The organism is Solobacterium moorei (assembly GCF_036323475.1).
In the GTDB taxonomy this organism is placed as follows: domain Bacteria; phylum Bacillota_I; class Bacilli_A; order Erysipelotrichales; family Erysipelotrichaceae; genus Bulleidia; species Bulleidia moorei.
This window is the reverse complement of the sequence record NZ_AP028934.1, coordinates 1,574,818-1,593,770: the sequence shown is the minus strand read 5'-3', so window position 1 is coordinate 1,593,770 and position 18,953 is coordinate 1,574,818. Positions and strand designations below refer to the sequence as shown.

Below are 18,953 nucleotides of genomic sequence, written 5' to 3'. Positions count from 1 at the left end.
TTTGTCGAATTGAATAAAATATATAACTAAGACATTTACGAAAGTAGATGTCTTTTTTCATGCCCATTTTTAGGAAAGGAGGGGTTAAAGTGGCCAATAGAATAAAAGGTATTACGGTTGAGATTGGCGGAGATACAACAGGTCTAGACAAAGCCTTAAAAGGTGTAAACTCTACTATAAAAAGCACCCAGTCACAGCTTCGTGACGTAAATAGACTATTAAAACTTGATCCTTCCAATGCTAAATTACTTGCTCAAAAACAGCAACTATTGCAAAAGGAAATCTCTGAAACCAGTGAAAAGCTAAATGCCTTAAAGGAAGCAGACAAACAAGCAAAAGTTCAGCTAGAAAATGGAGAACTAGGCCAAGATAAGTATAACGCTCTTCAAAGAGAAATTATTGAAACAGAAAATAATCTGAAATCCCTTCAGGAAGAAGCAAAGAAAGTACCATCTGCATTATCTGTTTCTATGAAAGAGGCAGGGGATAAGATTAAGGAAGTTGGAGATAAGACTACTGAAGTTGGCAAAGGTCTATCCACACATATAACAGCACCTATCGTAGCGATGGGTGCTGCTTCTTTAAAGGCATTTAATGATGTTGATGCTGGTATGGATATAATTGTCCAAAAAACAGGTGCGTCAGGTAAAGCCTTAAATGAAATGCAAGATAGCATGAAAAATCTTGCGACTTCAATTCCTACAGACTTTGAAACAGCAGGTGCTGCAATTGGTGAGGTGAATACTAGATTTGGACTTACAGGTCAAAAGTTAGAGGAGCTATCTGGAAAGTTTATTAAGTTTGCACAGCTAAATAATTTAGATGTATCTACTGCTATTGATAATACGCAAAAGGTCATATCTGCCTTTGGACTTAAAGCTGAAGATGCAGGGGCACTCCTTGATACCATGAATGCTGTTGGGCAAAGAACCGGTATTAGTATGGATACTCTTGCGAAGAGTATGGTGACAAACTCAGCATCACTTCAGCAACTAGGATTTTCGGCATCAGATGCAGCAAACTTTCTAGGCAATGTTGAAATGTCAGGAGCCGATACCTCGCAGGTTATGACGGGTTTATCTAAGGCACTTTCTAATGCAACAGCAAACGGAAAGCCTATGAAAGAGGCACTAAAAGATATCCAAGATAGCATGGTTAATGCCAAGAGTGATACAGATGGACTTCAAGTAGCTATAGATTTATTTGGAAAGAAAGCAGGACCTGCAATTTACCAGGCTTGTAAGAATGGTTCACTTTCCTTTGAAGAACTTGGAACATCCCTAAAAGATAACCTTGGAAATGTAGATAGCACTTTTAATGAAACCTTAGATCCAATAGATAAATTTAAGACCTCGATGAACAGTCTAAAGATAGTAGGAGCTGATGTTGGTAATTCACTGCTGACAGTTCTTGCACCAATGCTTACAAAGTTTTCCGCGATGATGAAATCATTAAATGAAAAGTGGAATAGTCTATCTCCTGGTATGCAAGATGCCATTGTAAAAATTGCTCTTATTGCAGCAACTGTAGGACCTGTTTTAGTTGTCATAGGAAAAGTCATCACAGCGGTTGGAACAATAACCTCTGCTCTTGGTGGACTGATTGGTCTGATTACTGGAACAACAGCAGCAACTACCGTTGAGGGAGTTGCAGGAGGTGCAAGTGCAGCAGGAACTGCGGCCGCAGGGATTACCGTGAAGCAAGCCCTGACATGCGCTATTATTGGAAATTTAATACCTATTCCGTTCATCCTTCTTTTTCTTAGGAAGCTTTTTCTTTGGATGAGAAAAATTAGTCCTGGCTTTGAGAATATTGTCGAAAAGCTCGAATCAAGAGCAAAAAGTAAAAAAAGCATAGTGGATAAGTACGAAATTATCGGTCTGATCATTCTTGTTGCCATCCACTACCTGGAACAGGAACGTGGACAGGTGCACTGGTTGCAACTGTTTTGGACATAAGGATGAGGAGAGCACTGCCCGCAATAACCGTTGGAGTGATAATTGCCGGTATATTGGTATCTGTCGTAACGTACGGAGGAGTTGGGTATTTTCATAATATCAAAAAAGCTTAACAAATGCCTGAAACTGTGGTATAATATCTGTGATTATAAGATAAAACAGAAAATTTTTAAAACGCAGTTAATATTAAAGAAATATGAGGGGAAGGAAAAAATGAATTTAAAAGCAAAATTGATGAAGCTATTCAGGGAGAATGTTAATATCTCCAAGAAAATTTCGATTTCAGTGGGGCTGCTTTCATTTATGATTATGTTGTCATTACTGGCACCTGTCGTAAAGGCAGATGAAGCTTCAAATTCTAATGCTGAAACGCCTAAGACAATGTTTGTTGATGAACAGGACGATGGTCTAGAGATCGGACCGGAGATTATTGGGCAACCCGTGGGTGTAGCTGTAAAAGCACCGACCGTTAACCCTGTATTGTACGATGCTACAACGATTTCCGGAGGCAATTTAGCAAAAGCTAAAGTTAATAAACAGCCTGTAATAGCGACAGTCCATGTAACATTAAAGGGTGAAGATGGCACAGTAAAAGCAGAGCTTTCTGTTACACCTAAAAGAGGAACAAAATGGAAGGTAGACTTAACGGGAGGCGTTAAAGTTGCAAAAGGCGATAAGGTTTCGGTCTACCAACAAATCGGTGAAGATAAATCACCGGAGGTAACTGCAAATGCACAACCATCTAAGGCATCTACAGTTAATCTTACAATGCCGACAGGCAAAATTTGGATAGAGCAAACAAGTTCTAACATAGTTAATGAAGACGAACAAGCAGAAGCTGTTCAAAAGTTGAAAGATGCAAACACTGCAATAGCCGGCGATATTAAATCAGTTAAGTTTTCTATTGACGGTATTGAACATGCTTATTATGAAGTAACCTATACAGACGAATCAACATCAGGTAAAGTAGAAGCTACAAATTTACAAATAAAACAAGTTATAGAATATTCGAGAGGAGCTACTCTTGGCAGTATTACAATTGTAGACAATGTAATTAAGGGGAAATTAGCAGGTGAAGGACCATTTGATGGCATAAAGGTACGATTAATCCTTAATGTTAAAAAGGAGAAATCAGGAGACTTTTGTACTGACAAAGGATGCAAAATTGACAAAGACTCATCTGAACCGGTAGATGTAACGTTACAAAATGATGGAAGTTTTTCCTATACTTTACAAGAAAGAGAAAGTTTAGAACTTAAACAAATAGTTGGAGTTTCTGTAAAAGAACCCCATAAATTTGTATCTTGTTCTACAACAACTGTTAAACCGGTAACACCTGGAAAGACAGAAGTTAAAGACCCTAGAAAAATAACTGGTGATGACAAGGGAAAAATTATTGAAACCATTAAAACAGCATATACAGCAAAAGATGGCACATCTAAATTACCAAACGGAACCGGAGACTGGGATGAAGTACCGGCAGTTATACAAATAGATGACAGCGGCAATGCCAAAATATTTAGTGGTAATGATGTAGCAGGTACTTGGGACAATGATGGGCATTTTGTTCCGGAAAAAAATGAAGATGGCTCAGTCAAGTTAAAAGACGGAGTTGAACCAAAAATAACAATCCCAGCCAAAGACCTTGTAAAAAACATCAAACCGGACGCACCTACAGTTGAATTAAATAAAGATAAGGAAAACATCACAATCACTCCAAATCTTGAAGTAGATACAGATGCTAGTAGTATTTCTGTGTCCTATACAGGAAAAGATGGTAGTACAAAAACAACTACAGCTACAAAAGCTGATGATGGAACTTGGTCTATTACCGGTGAAGGAACAGTGGCAAATGGCATTATTACTCTTCCTAAAGATAAGGTAAAAGGCGATACAACAGTAACGGCTAAAGTAACAGACAAGGGTGGAATAGCGGATGACGATAAAGATCCACTCACATCAGATCCGGGAACTTTAAATTTAGAAGTAACAAAAGCTGAAAAAGTCGAAGCCCTTGGCGGTCTCGACCCGGTAGTTATGAAAAAATGGGTTGGAAACGAAATCAAAGAAGGCTTTTGGAAAGACGGCGTAAAAGCTAAAGAGGATGCAAAAAAAGATGATGTAGATCAACTTTTAGTTGGCGCAACTTTTACAGATAAAACTGAAACTAAAAGAAGTACAGAAAAATCTGGAGAATTTATAGGTGAGATTAAAGTAACGTTTGATGACGGTTCTGAACTTGTTGTTGAAAACCAAAAGCTCATGGTTTGCGACCATGTAACATCAACAACTGACCCAAAACTTCCTAATGACGCCTTAGATGTTCAATTTAAACTCGGCGAAGGCGTAAAGGTCGAAGATAAAAATCCGAACACGGGAGAAGTTACAAAGACCACTAAGGGTAGTAAAGATAGTCCGGTACTTTATAAAGAATATAAGGTAAAACCGGGCACCGATCTCTCAACTTATATACATCCGACTCTGAAAAAAACCATCTTTGATCTTATCGACGAAAAGGCTGACAAAGGGTACACCGAACCTGTGTGGAAGGGTCAAGATGCTAACAATGCCAACAATTTTGTGGCAGCAGCCGGTAACAATGTCTTTACCGCTACGGCAACCAAGACATTTAAAGTAACGGTCAAGCCGAATGGCGGCACCGGAGATGAAAAAGTTGAAATCAAGAAGAAAGACGAAACTTTCAAACTTCCTGCAGCAAATACTTTTACACCTCCGAACGAAAATCAAGATTTCTCCGGATGGAAAATTGGTGATGACACTAATCTCAAGCAGCCGGAAACGGAAATTACGATTACCGGCGACACAGAAATTAATGCAATCTGGAAACCCATCGAATTTAAGGTAGACTTCAAGGCTGGAGAAGGCGCATCCGGTTCGATGGAAGATAAAACTGTTACAAAAGGCAGTGAATACGAACTTCCGACACCGACCTTTACAGCACCGAAAGACAAAGTGTTTGCCGGCTGGAAAGTTGGGGATCAAGAGGGCGTAAAACAAGCCAAAGAAAGAATAACAATTACCGGAAACGTAACCCTTACGGCTACATGGAAAGATAATACAGTCGACATTACCTTTGATGGCGCCGGTGGTGGCGGCAGCATGGAAAAGGCATCCGTCACCAAAGGAAGTGAATACACACTTCCGGACAACAGCTTTACCGCCCCGGAAAACAAAAAATTTGACGGCTGGATGGTAGGCACGAAAAAGAAATCCGTCGGCGACAGAATCACCGTCAACGACAACACAATCGTAAAAGCTATTTGGAAAGACATTGAATACAAAGTAACATTCAACGGAAATACTGGAACAGGTTCAATGGATTCTGCAACCGTTAAAAAAGGTGAAAAATATAAATTACCAGAAAATGCTTTCGGAGCACCATCAGACAAACAAGAATTCAAAACATGGGAAGTAGATGGTAAAGAAATAGCACCAGGAACAGAAATCACTATAAAAAAAGATACAGAAGTAAAAGCCATCTGGAAAGATATTATGATTAAAATCACATATGATCCTAATGGTGGCAACTGGAATAATGACAGTGCAAATCGGACAATAGAAGTCAAAAAGGGAACTACAATTACGATTATGAATGCTCCTGTAAAGGATGGATTCAAATTCAAGTATTGGAAGGGTTCAGAGTATCAGCCAGGAGATACCTATACGGCACTTGAAGACCATACTTTCATAGCTGCATGGGAAGAGAATAAAAAACCAGGCACTTCTGATGTCAACCCTAGTGAACCAGGATCAAAGGATAAAAATGGAACACAGTCTAGTGGAACTTCAAGTTTGAACTCAAAGAATAACAGAACACCAAACACTGGTGATAATAGAATGAATATGCTCTATGCTTTTGGACTTGCATTCGCAGCATGCGGTGTACTAGTTATAAATAGAATCTATAGAAAAGAAAAATAAGATCTATTAAACAAAAGCAAACCATATATTCAAAAACAAAAATAACCGCTCTTATGCAAAAGCAGGGTATCCAATAAGTTTTGGGGTTTCCCCGAGAACTTTTGGGGTGTACTTTAGGGGGCAACTGAAAAAACTCCAATAATTTTAGGGGTCAAAATTAAGAGGCTGTAACGTTTAAGTAAATTTTATAGATTTACTTGAGGCGTACAGCTTCTTTTCTTGTGCTATTTTCATATGTTGATGTAAAACAGTATTAAAGTAGATGTTTTATATCTATTTTGGGCACACTAAAAACAACCTGTCCCATATAAAGCTATCTTAGGATAGTATCATCCTCATCTTCTTTTGGTGATATTTCATCAGATTGAATCCCATACAGATCAAATAGAGCTCGTTTTCCACATTCTCCATTCCTCTTCTATGGATTCTGTTATATTGCCAATCATTCTTGATGACTCCAAATGTTCCTTCGGCTTGTATACATCTCTGTTGTCTTAGTTGTACTCCTGCTTCACTGTCCAACAGTTTTCTCGCATGTGCCTTCAGTTCATCAAGGATTGGATTGATATGAACTTCTCGTTTCTTGGCTTTTGTACAGTCCTTTTTGAGTGGACATCTATTACATGTCTTGCATTCCCAAACTTGTGTAATGCATGGATAGTCAGTCTTTGTATTTTCACTATCACGTTTGTATACGAACTCTCTACCTTGTGGGCATATCAATTTCCCGTTTTCTTCTCTCAACAGGTTCTCTTTTCGATAGATGTCTTTCTTGAACTTGGCTGTCTTTTCATATCGATAGTTTTGATATTTGAGATAACCTTCGATATCTTTTTCTAAACAGTACATGTAGTTGTCATAACTTCCGTATCCCGCATCTGCTACGACGATACCTGGATATTCTTGATATCTTTTCTCATATCCGTCCATGAATGGAATGAATGTCTTCGTATCACTTCTGGCATTGCTTACCATGACATGCGTGATGAATTCATCTGATTCTGCCAGTTGTACGTTATATCCAGGCTTGAATACTCCTGTATTGTTGTAGTAGTCATACTTCATATGCATAAATGTCGCATCATGGTCTGTCTTACTATAACTGTTTCTATCACTTCCACAAGTATCGATACGCTCTTGGCATTCCTTCAATTTTTCATTGAGCTTTTTGAGTTCCTCATAGGCCTTCTGTACTGGTGTCTTGTGGTGTCCTTTCCCTAGTGCGAATTGGACTTTATTCTTTGAACACCACAGGTATATTGAAACAATATATCCTCCAATAGCCTGTGTATCTTCATAGCTTTCTGTATAAAAGACACCCGTTAGTTTTGTAAGCTGTCCAATTGTCTCTGCTATTCTTGTGAGTGTCTTATCTTTTGTCTTTACAGCTGTCTTCTTCCATACGAAGCTGAACTTATTGGCATTAGCTTCCATGGAAGTTCCGTCGATGTATAAGATACGTGTATTTACCTTCATCTTCTTACAGATGACCAACATGACCTCTGTAAATATATCTGAAGCGTTGCCTTTGATTTGATTCGATATGAATCTTTGAAAGGCCATGAAAGATGGTCTTTCATCTTGGCAAAGATACATAAAGCGGATATCTGTCTTACATTTTTCTTCTATGGCTCGTAGACTATAGACATGATTCATATACGCAAATAAGATGACTCTCATCATCATGATAGGATCATACCCTTGGTTACCTTTATGAGATCGGATAAACCTCCTCAAGTTGATACTATTTACGATCTCTAGGAAAGACCACATTGGATCAAGTTTATCAATGACCAATGATAAATCTATTGGTAAACGTAATTGATATGGGGTATAATCTATTACGTGGGTTAGATTATAATTTATTGTGTTTTCCATACATAAATTATAACTAAAAATAAAATGTCCTTCCTCTTAATTTAGAGGTTGGACATTTTATTTTCTAGGCTGTTATGCGTTACAGCCTCTTTTATTATTGGCTTAAGTAAAATCAGTCGGGGGTTTTATTAAACTCTCCTCTAAAATCAGTAATGGGTTTGGGATAGTAAAGAAGGATGACTATAGAGTGCTAGTAGTGGCATTCTGATGTAGTCATCCTTTTTGTGTGTGCGAGTGATTGATAGTATCAGTTTATTAGTCGTTAGTTAGTGTATCAGAGAGATGTTTGGTATATGTGCCACGTTTTTTGTGCTCTCGTTTTCTGGAATATAGACATGTTGTCAAGCAATAGAATAGTTTGTCGTTAAGGCAGTACAGTGCACGTGCATGAAAGCGTTCTAGGTTTGTATATCCATTGGACACCTCGATCAGTAATCGAAGTTTCTGATTGATATTTTCAGCCAGTGCGTTAGATTGTCGTCTATCGTTATACGGTCTTCTGAAACTGTTGATGATTTCTGGTTTCCAGTGTTTTAGTAAAGATATGAATTCCTTATAACAGTCTAAGTCAGAGTGTTCAAATAGTTCAATCAGATAATCAAGTTGTGCACCAGCTTCTTCAAATGAGCAGCGTTTATTGAAGTCTCTATATAGTTCCTTTAATTCATACGCAAGCTTTAGATTAGGACTTATCTCCAACAACATGTTGAAAAGATCCCTGTAATTCATCTTCTGGCGAAATTTCGAGTTGTATCTTGGCTCGTTATCGAGGACGAATGAATCAGTTTCTAATAACTTATGCCAGGTCTTCAACAAATAGTAACTGGGACTATCATAGACACACTGTTTCGTGATTTCTACACGTATGCGTGTAAAGCACTCCGTAAGGTGTTTGATAACATGGAAAGGGTCTACTGCTATTTCGCAATGTCTTAGGTACTTTTTACACACATCTCTATAAGGTTCCCACATATCAATCGTAACGTACTTTACCTTGTCTCGCTCCGATTGTGGAATCATTTCAAAGTGTTTCGATAGGGTTACTTTTGAACGATTTGGCAGTATCTCGTTTAATGTCCTGTTATTGTTATCTACGAATACACACAAGTATGAACCACCATATTTCGCCATGGAAGAAGATATCTCATCGATACCAAGGTTCTCAGGAAGTGTTAATCTAGGTGCACGGATGAAACTATCGGCATATACTTGTATAATCGTGTTGGATACATGGTATTTGAGTGCAATATCCTTGTATGTCATACGAACGTTATGTAGATCTAAGGCAATCGCATTGAGTACTGCGTATGACTGGTGGAAGTTCTCTGGGCCAAATGGACTTGGCTCAGAGAAGGACTTCCCACATTCTTTACAGACATAGCGTCTTCTTGTCCAATCAATGATGGATGGTATACCTGCAACGTCAAGGTGGTTATAGCTGTACGAAGAATAATCTTTTATTTTTGTATAACCTCCACAACAGGGACAGGTAGGGTGAGTATCATTCAGTTTTATTAAGATGTGTAATTTGTCAGATGATTTATGTGTATCAATCGAAAAAATCATATCGTCACTAACATTAAGTGTGGATATGATAAAATCCCATCTTTGACAGTTATAAATGTAAAAAATGCCATAAACCACGATGTAGAAAGGGTTTCTGGCATTTTCGTTTTGTTGATCTGTGTAGTGTGGGATTCTATTTTTTCGTTTCAGATATGATCTTTCTCATGGTTCCTGTTGGAACGATCTCTGTATCCGTACAGAATCCAAATTCTTTATGTAGATGATCCGTTATCTTTGTTCGCTTATATTCCGGTATGTATCCTTGTCCGTTTACCTTCAATAGCTTGTATTCTCTCAATGTAGTAATCAGTTCTGATGATGTATAGCTTGGACCTAACTTCTTTTCTAGGATGCGGAAGATCAGTAGGGCCAGATAACATATCAGGAAGTGTGCACGGATGCTGTCCTTCTTTCTGACATATACAGGTCTTGCTTCAAAGTCTGTCTTCATGATGCGGAATGCTTCCTCTATTTGCCATCTTCCTTCGCTGACCTTTAGGATGTCTTCTATCTTGTCATTTACCAGGTCGGTACAGATGGCATAGAAGCCATCATACATCGCTTCACTATCGATCTTGTCCTGGTCTATCGCATAGTGCTCCTCGGATGCGATTTCTCCATCTGATGTGGTAGCTGTGACCCTTACGAATCTTGCAGGATCGTTTGGGTTTCTTCTTTGCTTTTGGATAGAGCCTTTGTCTACCATGGACTCTGCACGTGCAATCTGTGAATCCCGTATCTCTTTTTGATATGTCGCATATCTTGGTGAATAGGTGACGATCATCAATTGACCAGCTACCTTCTTGGTGCCATATGGCTCTTCTTTGTAATAGATGTCATCGATATGCTTGTATGGTTCTCTCTGTATCTCTTCGATATCAACTGTCGCTCCATCCTTCAGACGTTTCCATCTTTGGTTCGACATCGCTTCCTCGCGTTTCTTGCGGTTTAGCTTCTTGAGCGATTGCGTACAAATGAATGCACGTCCTTCGATGTCGTTGAACAGTCGGTTGTTTTCTGATCCTAGACCTCCATCTGTACATATAACGAATCTCTGGAAACCAAAATCCCGTATGATCTTTTGCTCTAGAGGTCTCATGGATGGTTGTTCGTTGCTTGCACCTTCAAAGAGGTCGAACGTCAGAGGAATGCCATCGCCATCCATGAACAGTCCCATCTGTACGATAGGGCTAGGACGGTGCTCCTTACTTTTGCCATATTGTCTGAAGCCATCCTCTTCTTCGATCTCGAAGTAGTAGTTCGTACAGTCATAATATAGGACACTGTTATTTCTCTTTAGGATATGATTGCTGTTCTTGTATACTTCTGCCAATATGTGGTCCATCTCCTTAGATAGCGTTCCTAGTGCACGATACACATCATGCAATTCATACTTTGGCTGCTCTAGAAAGGAAGATGCCGTCTTATATGAGGAAAGTTTGCTTCCGGGATCCAGTATGCGTGCATAGACAAGGTCTGAACATATCGCATCAATGTCGAAATCAAATCTGCCATGTGATGATATGGTACGGAACACGTTCTTCATCTTTAGACCGTAATAGATGGACTGTAAGAATAGATATCCTGCATGGAAGGAACGCTGTTCATCCATAACTATCTTCTTGTCAGGAAACAATGATAATAGTACAGGAGGAGCAGAAGGAGAGTCGTTCATTTGGTCTACCTGCTTTTGTGCCCACTCCAATACCTGTTTCCTAGAAAGATTCATTTCCTTCATGAGCGAGTCTATGCGTCCAAGGCTTTTGACGTTCTCGGAACGGACACCATTCCCTTTACGAACGGAATGGCGGATGTAGAGTCTTTCGTATTGTCTGTCTTTCAGTATATGTAGAAACATACAAGATCACCTCTATCAATATTATAACACAAAGCACACCACCACACTACATAAAAATACATAAATTTTGACAACAAAAAAAGATGGATATCCACCATCAATAAAGGGTTTATTCATTATCTTGTTAAATTACAACTGTAAAACTCCCGGGACAGGTAGGGTGAGTATCATTCAGTTTTATTAAGATGTGTAATTTGTCAGATGATTTATGTGTATCAATCGAAAAAATCATATCGTCACTAACATTAAGTGTGGATATGATAAAATCATTTATAGCCATATGGCGCCTCCTATGTTTCATTTCAATCACTTGCAAGACTGAATTTTAGCATAGGAGTTTTTATTATGAATAGTATACCCCGTGAGATTTTATAGGGTATCCCCGAGTTGTAAAAAAAGAGGCCAAAATTTGACCCCGAGCGATTGTACAGGGTCGCCCCGACCCCGAGTGATTTTATAGTGCCTATTATTGTACGAGCAAATTTTATGAATATTATTTATTTGATTTATCTGATCTTACTAATGCATCTTCTCTTGACTTTGGTATTGCTAGTATAGGTGCATTTTTTCTTGTCGCAAATAAGAACCTATTTCTGAAATTTTGGAAATTATTAAAACCACGGCAATGCCTTATCATATCTTTGGGTATACGATTTATTGATTCTATAGGACCGTTAGAAAGCCTTTTCTGAATGCCATCAACTTCTACGGTGATAAAATAATTAATGATACTACCTTGATATTTAGATAGTGTTTTAGCTATGTCTTTAAAAATTGCGTAATTTGAAGATTTATATATTTCAATGATTTCATTTAAACGTATTTTTGCACCTTCAAGGTCATTAAGATAAGTCTTGTTAAATTCAAGATACATATCTTTAAGAGTTTTAAATTCATACAAGTTAGGATCTATATTAAAGAATATATCTTCGTAATCATATACATCCATTAGATAACGAAAATGCTTATCAAATTTAGACTTGCGTGAATAATCAATTTTGTTAGGATTTTTCAAGAGAAGCCACTTGAAATTCTTTAATAGATAAACCTCATCAGATTGATGAAACCTTATTTTAAATCCTTTTTCTCTTTCTAGTTTTCTGTGCCTTTGCTCATCTCTAAGCTTAAATTTACGCATAAGTTTAATACAGTAATTATTAAGTTTATCATTTATGAGTTTAATGATATGAAATGAATCAACAGCAGATACAGCGTTGTAAAAGTCTTTATTTACAAAAGAAATATATGGATTGTACATATCACTAATCAAGTATTTGACTTTGTTTCTTTCTGAAGGTGGTATGTTAAGGAAAAACTCTTCTGTAGTAGCATTTTTTCTTGAAGGTACTATATCTATTGGCTTGCCTGTAATGAAATTTAAAATCATAAGTGCATATTCACCTTCAGGTAAAATGTTAACATTCACTTCATCACTTCATCAATAGATATGACCTCAGGTAATGTCTCACGCTTCATATCTACATACAAGGACAATACCAGAAAACTATGGCTCTATACTTCATCAGAAAGTCTATCTTCATCTTTAAATTTTGACTGGATGAGGGTGAAGGATAAGGATATAGAGGCAGCGAAAGAAAAAGCGGAAACGGCAATCTCAAAAATATCCGTTATGGAAGGCTCGATTTCCTCGATGGTGAAAAAGGGAGAGTTTGGTACTTTTATGAGGCAAAACTATAACAGCTTTTTACTCGGTTTTAATAACGCCAGTAGGTATGTGCAAATCACCGTATGGGAGATTGGATTATATAGAGGAACCATTAATTCAGAAAACAAAAGAGCTACTTTTGACGAAAATGGAAATCACTTCTATCGTGATGGTAAGTATATCGGAAAGATTGGTACAAACGTCTGAAGTGGAAATAGCTCCCATAAAGGCTTGGTATTTGACCTTGATAGTGAAGGAAAGTATATGGCTTTTTCTCAAGAAGAATCAGAAAATGCAGGAAGTTATACCACCATGCTTTGCTTTTCCAGATCTAATAGCATATACAGTCAATATGGGATTCATCTTGGCTGTAATCTTTATGCCCATAATTTTAAGATTGTAGATCCACAGTGGGAGGATGGTTTTGGTGTGAATGCCACTATTAATTATGTACAAATCCTTGATGTGAATTCTGATGGAACAGTCAACAGGTGGGGCAATTCACCTATGACTTGATACAGGTGGAGACTACGGAAGATGGAATAGTTTCATCAAATGTATATAAATCTAAAGAAACAATAAGTGCAGCTGATGGCTGGACCAAGACTTATGAAAAGCTACCACTGACAGGGAAAATAAAGATGGAGAAGATGTCACATATATCTACTATGTTCGAGAAAAAGAAGATAAAGACCATGATACAAGCTATATGAAGAACAACGGAACAGAATCCAAGATATCAAGTGATGTAGCAATTTCATCGGGAAGTATTACGATAAAAATACGGAAAAAATGAAATTTGTATTGCCAGAAACAGGGGGGTATGGGAAGAAATACCATGGATTCTTCACAAAAAATATCTTAAAAACAGTCTAAAATAACTAATCATTCTTCGTAGATTTCAGTAATTTTGGAGATGGTTGAAAAAAACAAGAAAATATGGTATATATGTGACATGTATTGAAAAATATGATTTTAAGGAACAAAAATCCCTAAGCAAGCATAGGCACATTGTCACAACAAACAATCTTAGTGCAAATGTTATATTTTAAGGCAGATGAACTTTCTCTAGCAAAATGTAAGGGGTAAGTCCGTATTTTTTGATGTTTGAATTAAAGGGTAGTTTTCTATCAGAAGGAGGAAATATGAAAGAAAAAAACCAGCAGGTAAATTTAAAATGGGGCATGAGAAAACTTAGTGTAGGTCTTTGCTCCGTTGTGATTGGTGCAATTATCCTCGTTGTGCCAATGATGCCAGCCTATGCTCAGGAGGCTAGTCCGATTGCTGCGAGATTACCACAAGATGATGTACAGCCTTCAAGATCGGTCAGTGCCAGCGGCGTGGGAGATACAACACTTATCTATGCCGGTATTACTTTTGAAAAAACAGAAGGAGATACCATCACATTAAAATGGAGCAAATGGAATAGTGCAGGTACTTACTGGGAAACGGTTACAGATGACAAGAAGGATCCTGAGTATTTTGCAGGTAGATATGTTCTTGAATTCTCTGATCCTGAGTTTTACAAACAGATTGAATCCATTGAAGTAAAAAGTGGTATTTTCAAAGTGAACATGGAAAAGTACTACGATGGAGATCCTGAAAAAGGTGGCTCACTTTGGACATACAAAATCCTAGGCGGAGCTCTGAATGAGAACATTATCGGCGCCAACACCATCTCTACCGTTACCATTAAACTTGCTAATGGTAGAACATTAGAATCTTTGGGGTTAAAAGATAAGAAACTTAAGTTTGATTCTATGTGGCTTACTGGCAAGGGAGGAAATACAACTCCAAATCTAATCGCAAAAGAATCTATCAGTAGTGGATACATCTACGATAAGACAAAAGGAAAAGATAACTATAAGTCCAATCTTACAATGGATGGCTTTACTTCTAAGGCCATGTTTGTAGAAGGGGAAAGCAAGAAATTTGATGAAATCAAAACAGTTCATGAATATAAGCCTGCCATCAAGTACGAATCTTCTACTCCAGGAGGTGGGTATGCAGCTGTAATTGAAGAAACTTTCCCAGCTGAACTTGTAGAGTTCATTGACTGGGATAATGTGTATATTTATTCTTCAGATATCAATGGTAATCCTACAAAAAATGTAGTGAAAACTAGAATTGATAAATCTAAAGATGGAGTTGTTAATACTTTTAATTCTCCTGCGATGAGTCATAAAAATGTAAGTTCTAATGGTGAAGTTGCTAAAGTTAGAAGTTACATTCAATCCAATGTGTTAACTGCTGCTGCAGGACAAGTTGGTTTCTATACAATCTCATATAAGCTAAAGGATTCCTTGAAGAATCCGGAAGCGGCAAAGAAGATTATTGAAGCTGCAAAGCAGACAGATAACAATAGCTTCCTACCGTTTTCTTCTCGCCTTTATGCAGATTGGCCAGATAAGAAGTATGGCATTTTTGCAAAAGATGACGGAGAGCCTTGGAAGATTCTGGAAAACTCTGAACACAACAGCGTACTGGACGTAAGGGATACAGACGGTGATGGTCTTATTGACTTTATTGAGTATCAATTCGGTTCAAATCCTAACCTAGTAGATACAGATGGAGACGGTGTGCCTGATGGCCAGGAAGCACTGGTGGATAATACGAAACCAAACGATGCTTCTGATTATATCGTAAAGGCACCAACTGCCGAAAATACAACTTACAACCCTGCTGTAGAAAACAAGATTAAGGGAACACTTCCAAAACCTCTAATCAAGAACCCTGCAAAGCCGGAGGAAGATTTAAAGGTTACAAATAAAGCGGCAGGAGATGCTATTGTAAAGCTTCATCCATATGATGCTAAGACAAAGACCTATGATAAGGATAAGGTAATTGCTGAAGTAAAAATTCCATTTGATAAATTGGAAAAAGGCGAATTTGAAATGCCATTAGCTGCTAATACAGTAGAAGATGGTTCAAAGGGCCAGATTGTAGCCTACGCACCAAATGGGGAACATCCTATTGCTGGACCAGTTCTTAACTTTAACTCGACAGATGCAGACAAGTTTAAGCCGGAAGCAGAAAAAGAAACAGTTCCTTTTGGCGGAAAGTATAACTTGACTGATAATATCAAGAAATTTACAGATGCAAAAGGCAGCGCAGCTACTCCCGAGCTTGACGATAAAACTCCATTTGAAGATATTACAGCTAAAGATGCTATTAATGTCAACCAACCAGGTGAATACACAGGTAAGGTAAGGGTAAAATACAAGGATGGCTCTACAGAAGATGTGGAAGTTCCGGTAACAGTACTTGCAAAAGTCCTTGATCAGACAAAAAATCCTGATGCGAAAACACCGGAAGGCTATGTAAGAGTGACTTTTGAACAAGGGGAACACGGCATATTTGCTAAAGATTCTAAAACTGTATTGGATGTAGTAAAAGGAACATTAAAATCAGATGTAACTGTTCCAACTGTTGCTCCAGCGGAAAATTTCAAGCATACGGGCTGGACACCGGAAATTCCGGAAAAATTTGATAACGGTGGTACGTTTACTGCTCAGTACGCTGCTGCACAAACAGATGCTGAAAAATATACAGCAGAGGGTGGAACCGTAAATAAGCCTTATGGTGAAAAAGCAACAGAGGAAGATGTTAAAAAGAAAGTTACTGTAAAGGATGAATCCAACCAAGATTTACCTGAAGCAGAACAGAAGAAGGTAGTCAAAGAAATCAAGGTAGGAGAAATTCCTGAACCTGGAAAAGATGGTAAAAATCAGACTGTTTCGGTAACCGTAGTATACGAAGACGGAACAGAAGACAATATCAATGTAACTATTGACTATAGCGACGCTAAGGAAAAATATGCACCGGAAGGACAAAAGATAACTGTCAATAAGGGAGCAGAAGAACCAAAGGCAGAAGATGCTATCAAGAACAAGGATAAGATGCCAGAGGGAACAACCTACGCTTGGAAAAAACCTGTAGATACCAATACAGCAGGAGAAGGCAAAGCAACGGTTACTGTAACTTATCCAGATGGCTCTACAGAAGATGTGGAAGTTGACTTTGAAGTAAAGGAAACTACACCGGCAAAGACAGATGCTGAAAAATATACAGCAGAGGGTGGAACCGTAAATAAGCCTTATGGTGAAAAAGCAACAGAGGAAGATGTTAAAAAGAAAGTTACTGTAAAGGATGAATCCAACCAAGATTTACCTGAAGCAGAACAGAAGAAGGTAGTCAAAGAAATCAAGGTAGGAGAAATTCCTGAACCTGGAAAAGATGGTAAAAATCAGACTGTTTCGGTAACCGTAGTATACGAAGACGGAACAGAAGACAATATCAATGTAACTATTGACTATAGCGACGCTAAGGAAAAATATGCACCGGAAGGACAAAAGATAACTGTCAATAAGGGAGCAGAAGAACCAAAGGCAGAAGATGCTATCAAGAACAAGGATAAGATGCCAGAGGGAACAACCTACGCTTGGAAAAAACCTGTAGATACCAATACAGCAGGAGAAGGCAAAGCAACGGTTACTGTAACTTATCCAGATGGCTCTACAGAAGATGTGGAAGTTGACTTTGAAGTAAAGGAAACTACACCGGCAAAGACAGATGCTGAAAAATATACAGCAGAGGGTGGAACCGTAAATAAGCCTTATGGTGAAAAAGCAACAGAGGAAGATGTTAAAAAGAAAGTTACTGTAAAGGATGAATCCAACCAAGATTTACCTGAAGCAGAACAGAAGAAGGTAGTCAAAGAAATCAAGGTAGGAGAAATTCCTGAACCTGGAAAAGATGGTAAAAATCAGACTGTTTCGGTAACCGTAGTATACGAAGACGGAACAGAAGACAATATCAATGTAACTATTGACTATAGCGACGCTAAGGAAAAATATGCACCGGAAGGACAAAAGATAACTGTCAATAAGGGAGCAGAAGAACCAAAGGCAGAAGATGCTATCAAGAACAAGGATAAGATGCCAGAGGGAACAACCTACGCTTGGAAAAAACCTGTAGATACCAATACAGCAGGAGAAGGCAAAGCAACGGTTACTGTAACTTATCCAGATGGCTCTACAGAAGATGTGGAAGTTGACTTTGAAGTAAAGGAAACTACACCGGCAAAGACAGATGCTGAAAAATATACAGCAGAGGGTGGAACCGTAAATAAGCCTTATGGTGAAAAAGCAACAGAGGAAGATGTTAAAAAGAAAGTTACTGTAAAGGATGAATCCAACCAAGATTTACCTGAAGCAGAACAGAAGAAGGTAGTCAAAGAAATCAAGGTAGGAGAAATTCCTGAACCTGGAAAAGATGGTAAAAATCAGACTGTTTCGGTAACCGTAGTATACGAAGACGGAACAGAAGACAATATCAATGTAACTATTGACTATAGCGACGCTAAGGAAAAATATGCACCGGAAGGGCAAAAGATAACTGTCAATAAGGGAGCAGAAGAACCAAAGGCAGAAGATGCTATCAAAAACAAGGATAAAATGCCAGAGGGAACAACGTACGCTTGGAAAACACCGATAGATACGAATACAGCAGGAGAACGCAAAGCAACGGTTACTGTAAATTATCCGGATGGCAGTAAAGAAGAAGTAACAGTGAAGGTTGTTGTTCAAGACAAAAAGTCTCAGGCAGATGAAAATGAACCAAAAGTGAAAGAGGAAGTCATCAAAGAAGGAGAAAAACCTGACTTAAAAGACAATGTTACTAATCTCGACAAACTTCCTAAGGGAACAAAGGTGAAGGACATCACGCCAGATGGAGCGATTAATCCAAATAAACCTGGTGAATACGAGGGAACTTTAGAAATCGAATATCCGGACGGAAGTAAAGATACTGTAAAAGTGAAGGTTGTTGTTAAGAAAAAGAATGTAGCTTCTTCATTACCAAAGACAGGCGATACTGCTAATCTAAGCATGTTTGCAGGAATTATGGGTATGTCAGGAAGCTTACTAGCCCTTATTGGTTTCAAAAAAAGAAAAAAGGAAGATGAACAAGAATAAATTACTTTGAAATATTTAAGTAAAAATTTGAGTCAGAATCCGAAGAATAGTAGGTACAAAACCCATTGATAATGGAACTGTAACCAAAATGATAGTGCTGGAGACTTTGT

General features: G+C 38.1%; 9 protein-coding genes and 1 pseudogene. 5 read left to right on the top strand and 5 right to left on the bottom strand.

Annotated features, from left to right (window positions below; all coding sequences use genetic code 11):
- The first annotated feature begins 47 nt into the window (after positions 1 to 47).
- Both RGT18_RS07940 and RGT18_RS07935 read left to right on the top strand, forming a co-directional pair.
- Positions 48 to 2,071: pseudogene (locus RGT18_RS07940) on the top strand (phage tail tape measure protein).
- 100 nt (positions 2,072 to 2,171) lie between these two features.
- A complete protein-coding gene (locus RGT18_RS07935; protein WP_156022803.1) occupies positions 2,172 to 5,900 on the top strand; it encodes an InlB B-repeat-containing protein in 3,729 nt (1,242 codons plus the stop codon).
- Between the two features lie 318 nt (positions 5,901 to 6,218).
- Here the strand turns inward: RGT18_RS07935 and RGT18_RS07930 are convergent, their stop codons facing one another.
- From RGT18_RS07930 to RGT18_RS07910, 5 genes are all read right to left on the bottom strand, one after another.
- On the bottom strand, positions 6,219 to 7,778 hold the full coding sequence (locus RGT18_RS07930) for an IS1182 family transposase (protein ID WP_338175466.1): 1,560 nt from the start codon (positions 7,776 to 7,778) through the stop codon (positions 6,219 to 6,221).
- 255 nt (positions 7,779 to 8,033) lie between these two features.
- Positions 8,034 to 9,344: an ISL3 family transposase gene (locus tag RGT18_RS07925; RefSeq protein WP_338175887.1), complete on the bottom strand. Its 1,311-nt coding sequence runs from the start codon at positions 9,342 to 9,344 to the stop codon at positions 8,034 to 8,036.
- A 133-nt stretch (positions 9,345 to 9,477) separates the two neighbouring features.
- The gene (locus tag RGT18_RS07920; protein WP_338174666.1) at positions 9,478 to 11,202 is read right to left on the bottom strand and encodes an IS1634 family transposase; all 1,725 of its coding nucleotides are present in this window, start codon (positions 11,200 to 11,202) and stop codon (positions 9,478 to 9,480) included.
- Positions 11,203 to 11,326: 124 nt separating this feature from the next.
- Entirely contained in the window at positions 11,327 to 11,482 is a 156-nt protein-coding gene (locus RGT18_RS07915; protein ID WP_338175885.1) for a hypothetical protein, read from the bottom strand.
- A 213-nt stretch (positions 11,483 to 11,695) separates the two neighbouring features.
- The gene (locus tag RGT18_RS07910) at positions 11,696 to 12,628 is read right to left on the bottom strand and encodes an ISL3 family transposase (RefSeq protein ID WP_028078833.1); all 933 of its coding nucleotides are present in this window, start codon (positions 12,626 to 12,628) and stop codon (positions 11,696 to 11,698) included.
- Between the two features lie 138 nt (positions 12,629 to 12,766).
- Between RGT18_RS07910 and RGT18_RS07905 the strand changes: the two genes are divergently transcribed.
- The 3 genes from RGT18_RS07905 to RGT18_RS07895 all read left to right on the top strand — a co-directional run bounded on the left by RGT18_RS07905 (position 12,767) and on the right by RGT18_RS07895 (position 18,843).
- A complete protein-coding gene (locus RGT18_RS07905; RefSeq protein WP_028078832.1) occupies positions 12,767 to 13,075 on the top strand; it encodes a hypothetical protein in 309 nt (102 codons plus the stop codon).
- Positions 13,076 to 13,132: 57 nt separating this feature from the next.
- Positions 13,133 to 13,384, top strand: coding sequence for a hypothetical protein (locus RGT18_RS07900; protein WP_028078831.1), 252 nt, complete (start codon positions 13,133 to 13,135; stop codon positions 13,382 to 13,384).
- A gap of 629 nt (positions 13,385 to 14,013) precedes the next feature.
- The gene (locus RGT18_RS07895; RefSeq protein WP_338175882.1) at positions 14,014 to 18,843 is read left to right on the top strand and encodes a Rib/alpha-like domain-containing protein; all 4,830 of its coding nucleotides are present in this window, start codon (positions 14,014 to 14,016) and stop codon (positions 18,841 to 18,843) included.
- Positions 18,844 to 18,953 lie beyond the last annotated feature (110 nt).

Bases quoted from the DNA above. Each gene is read 5' to 3' on its own strand.
- RGT18_RS07935 (WP_156022803.1), top strand. From the start codon at position 2,172: ATGAATTTAAAAGCAAAATTGATGAAGCTATTCAGGGAGAATGTTAAT.
- RGT18_RS07930 (WP_338175466.1), bottom strand. From the start codon at position 7,778: ATGGAAAACACAATAAATTATAATCTAACCCACGTAATAGATTATACC.
- RGT18_RS07925 (WP_338175887.1), bottom strand. From the start codon at position 9,344: ATGATTTTTTCGATTGATACACATAAATCATCTGACAAATTACACATC.
- RGT18_RS07920 (WP_338174666.1), bottom strand. From the start codon at position 11,202: ATGTTTCTACATATACTGAAAGACAGACAATACGAAAGACTCTACATC.
- RGT18_RS07915 (WP_338175885.1), bottom strand. From the start codon at position 11,482: ATGGCTATAAATGATTTTATCATATCCACACTTAATGTTAGTGACGAT.
- RGT18_RS07900 (WP_028078831.1), top strand. From the start codon at position 13,133: ATGGCTTTTTCTCAAGAAGAATCAGAAAATGCAGGAAGTTATACCACC.
- RGT18_RS07895 (WP_338175882.1), top strand. From the start codon at position 14,014: ATGAAAGAAAAAAACCAGCAGGTAAATTTAAAATGGGGCATGAGAAAA.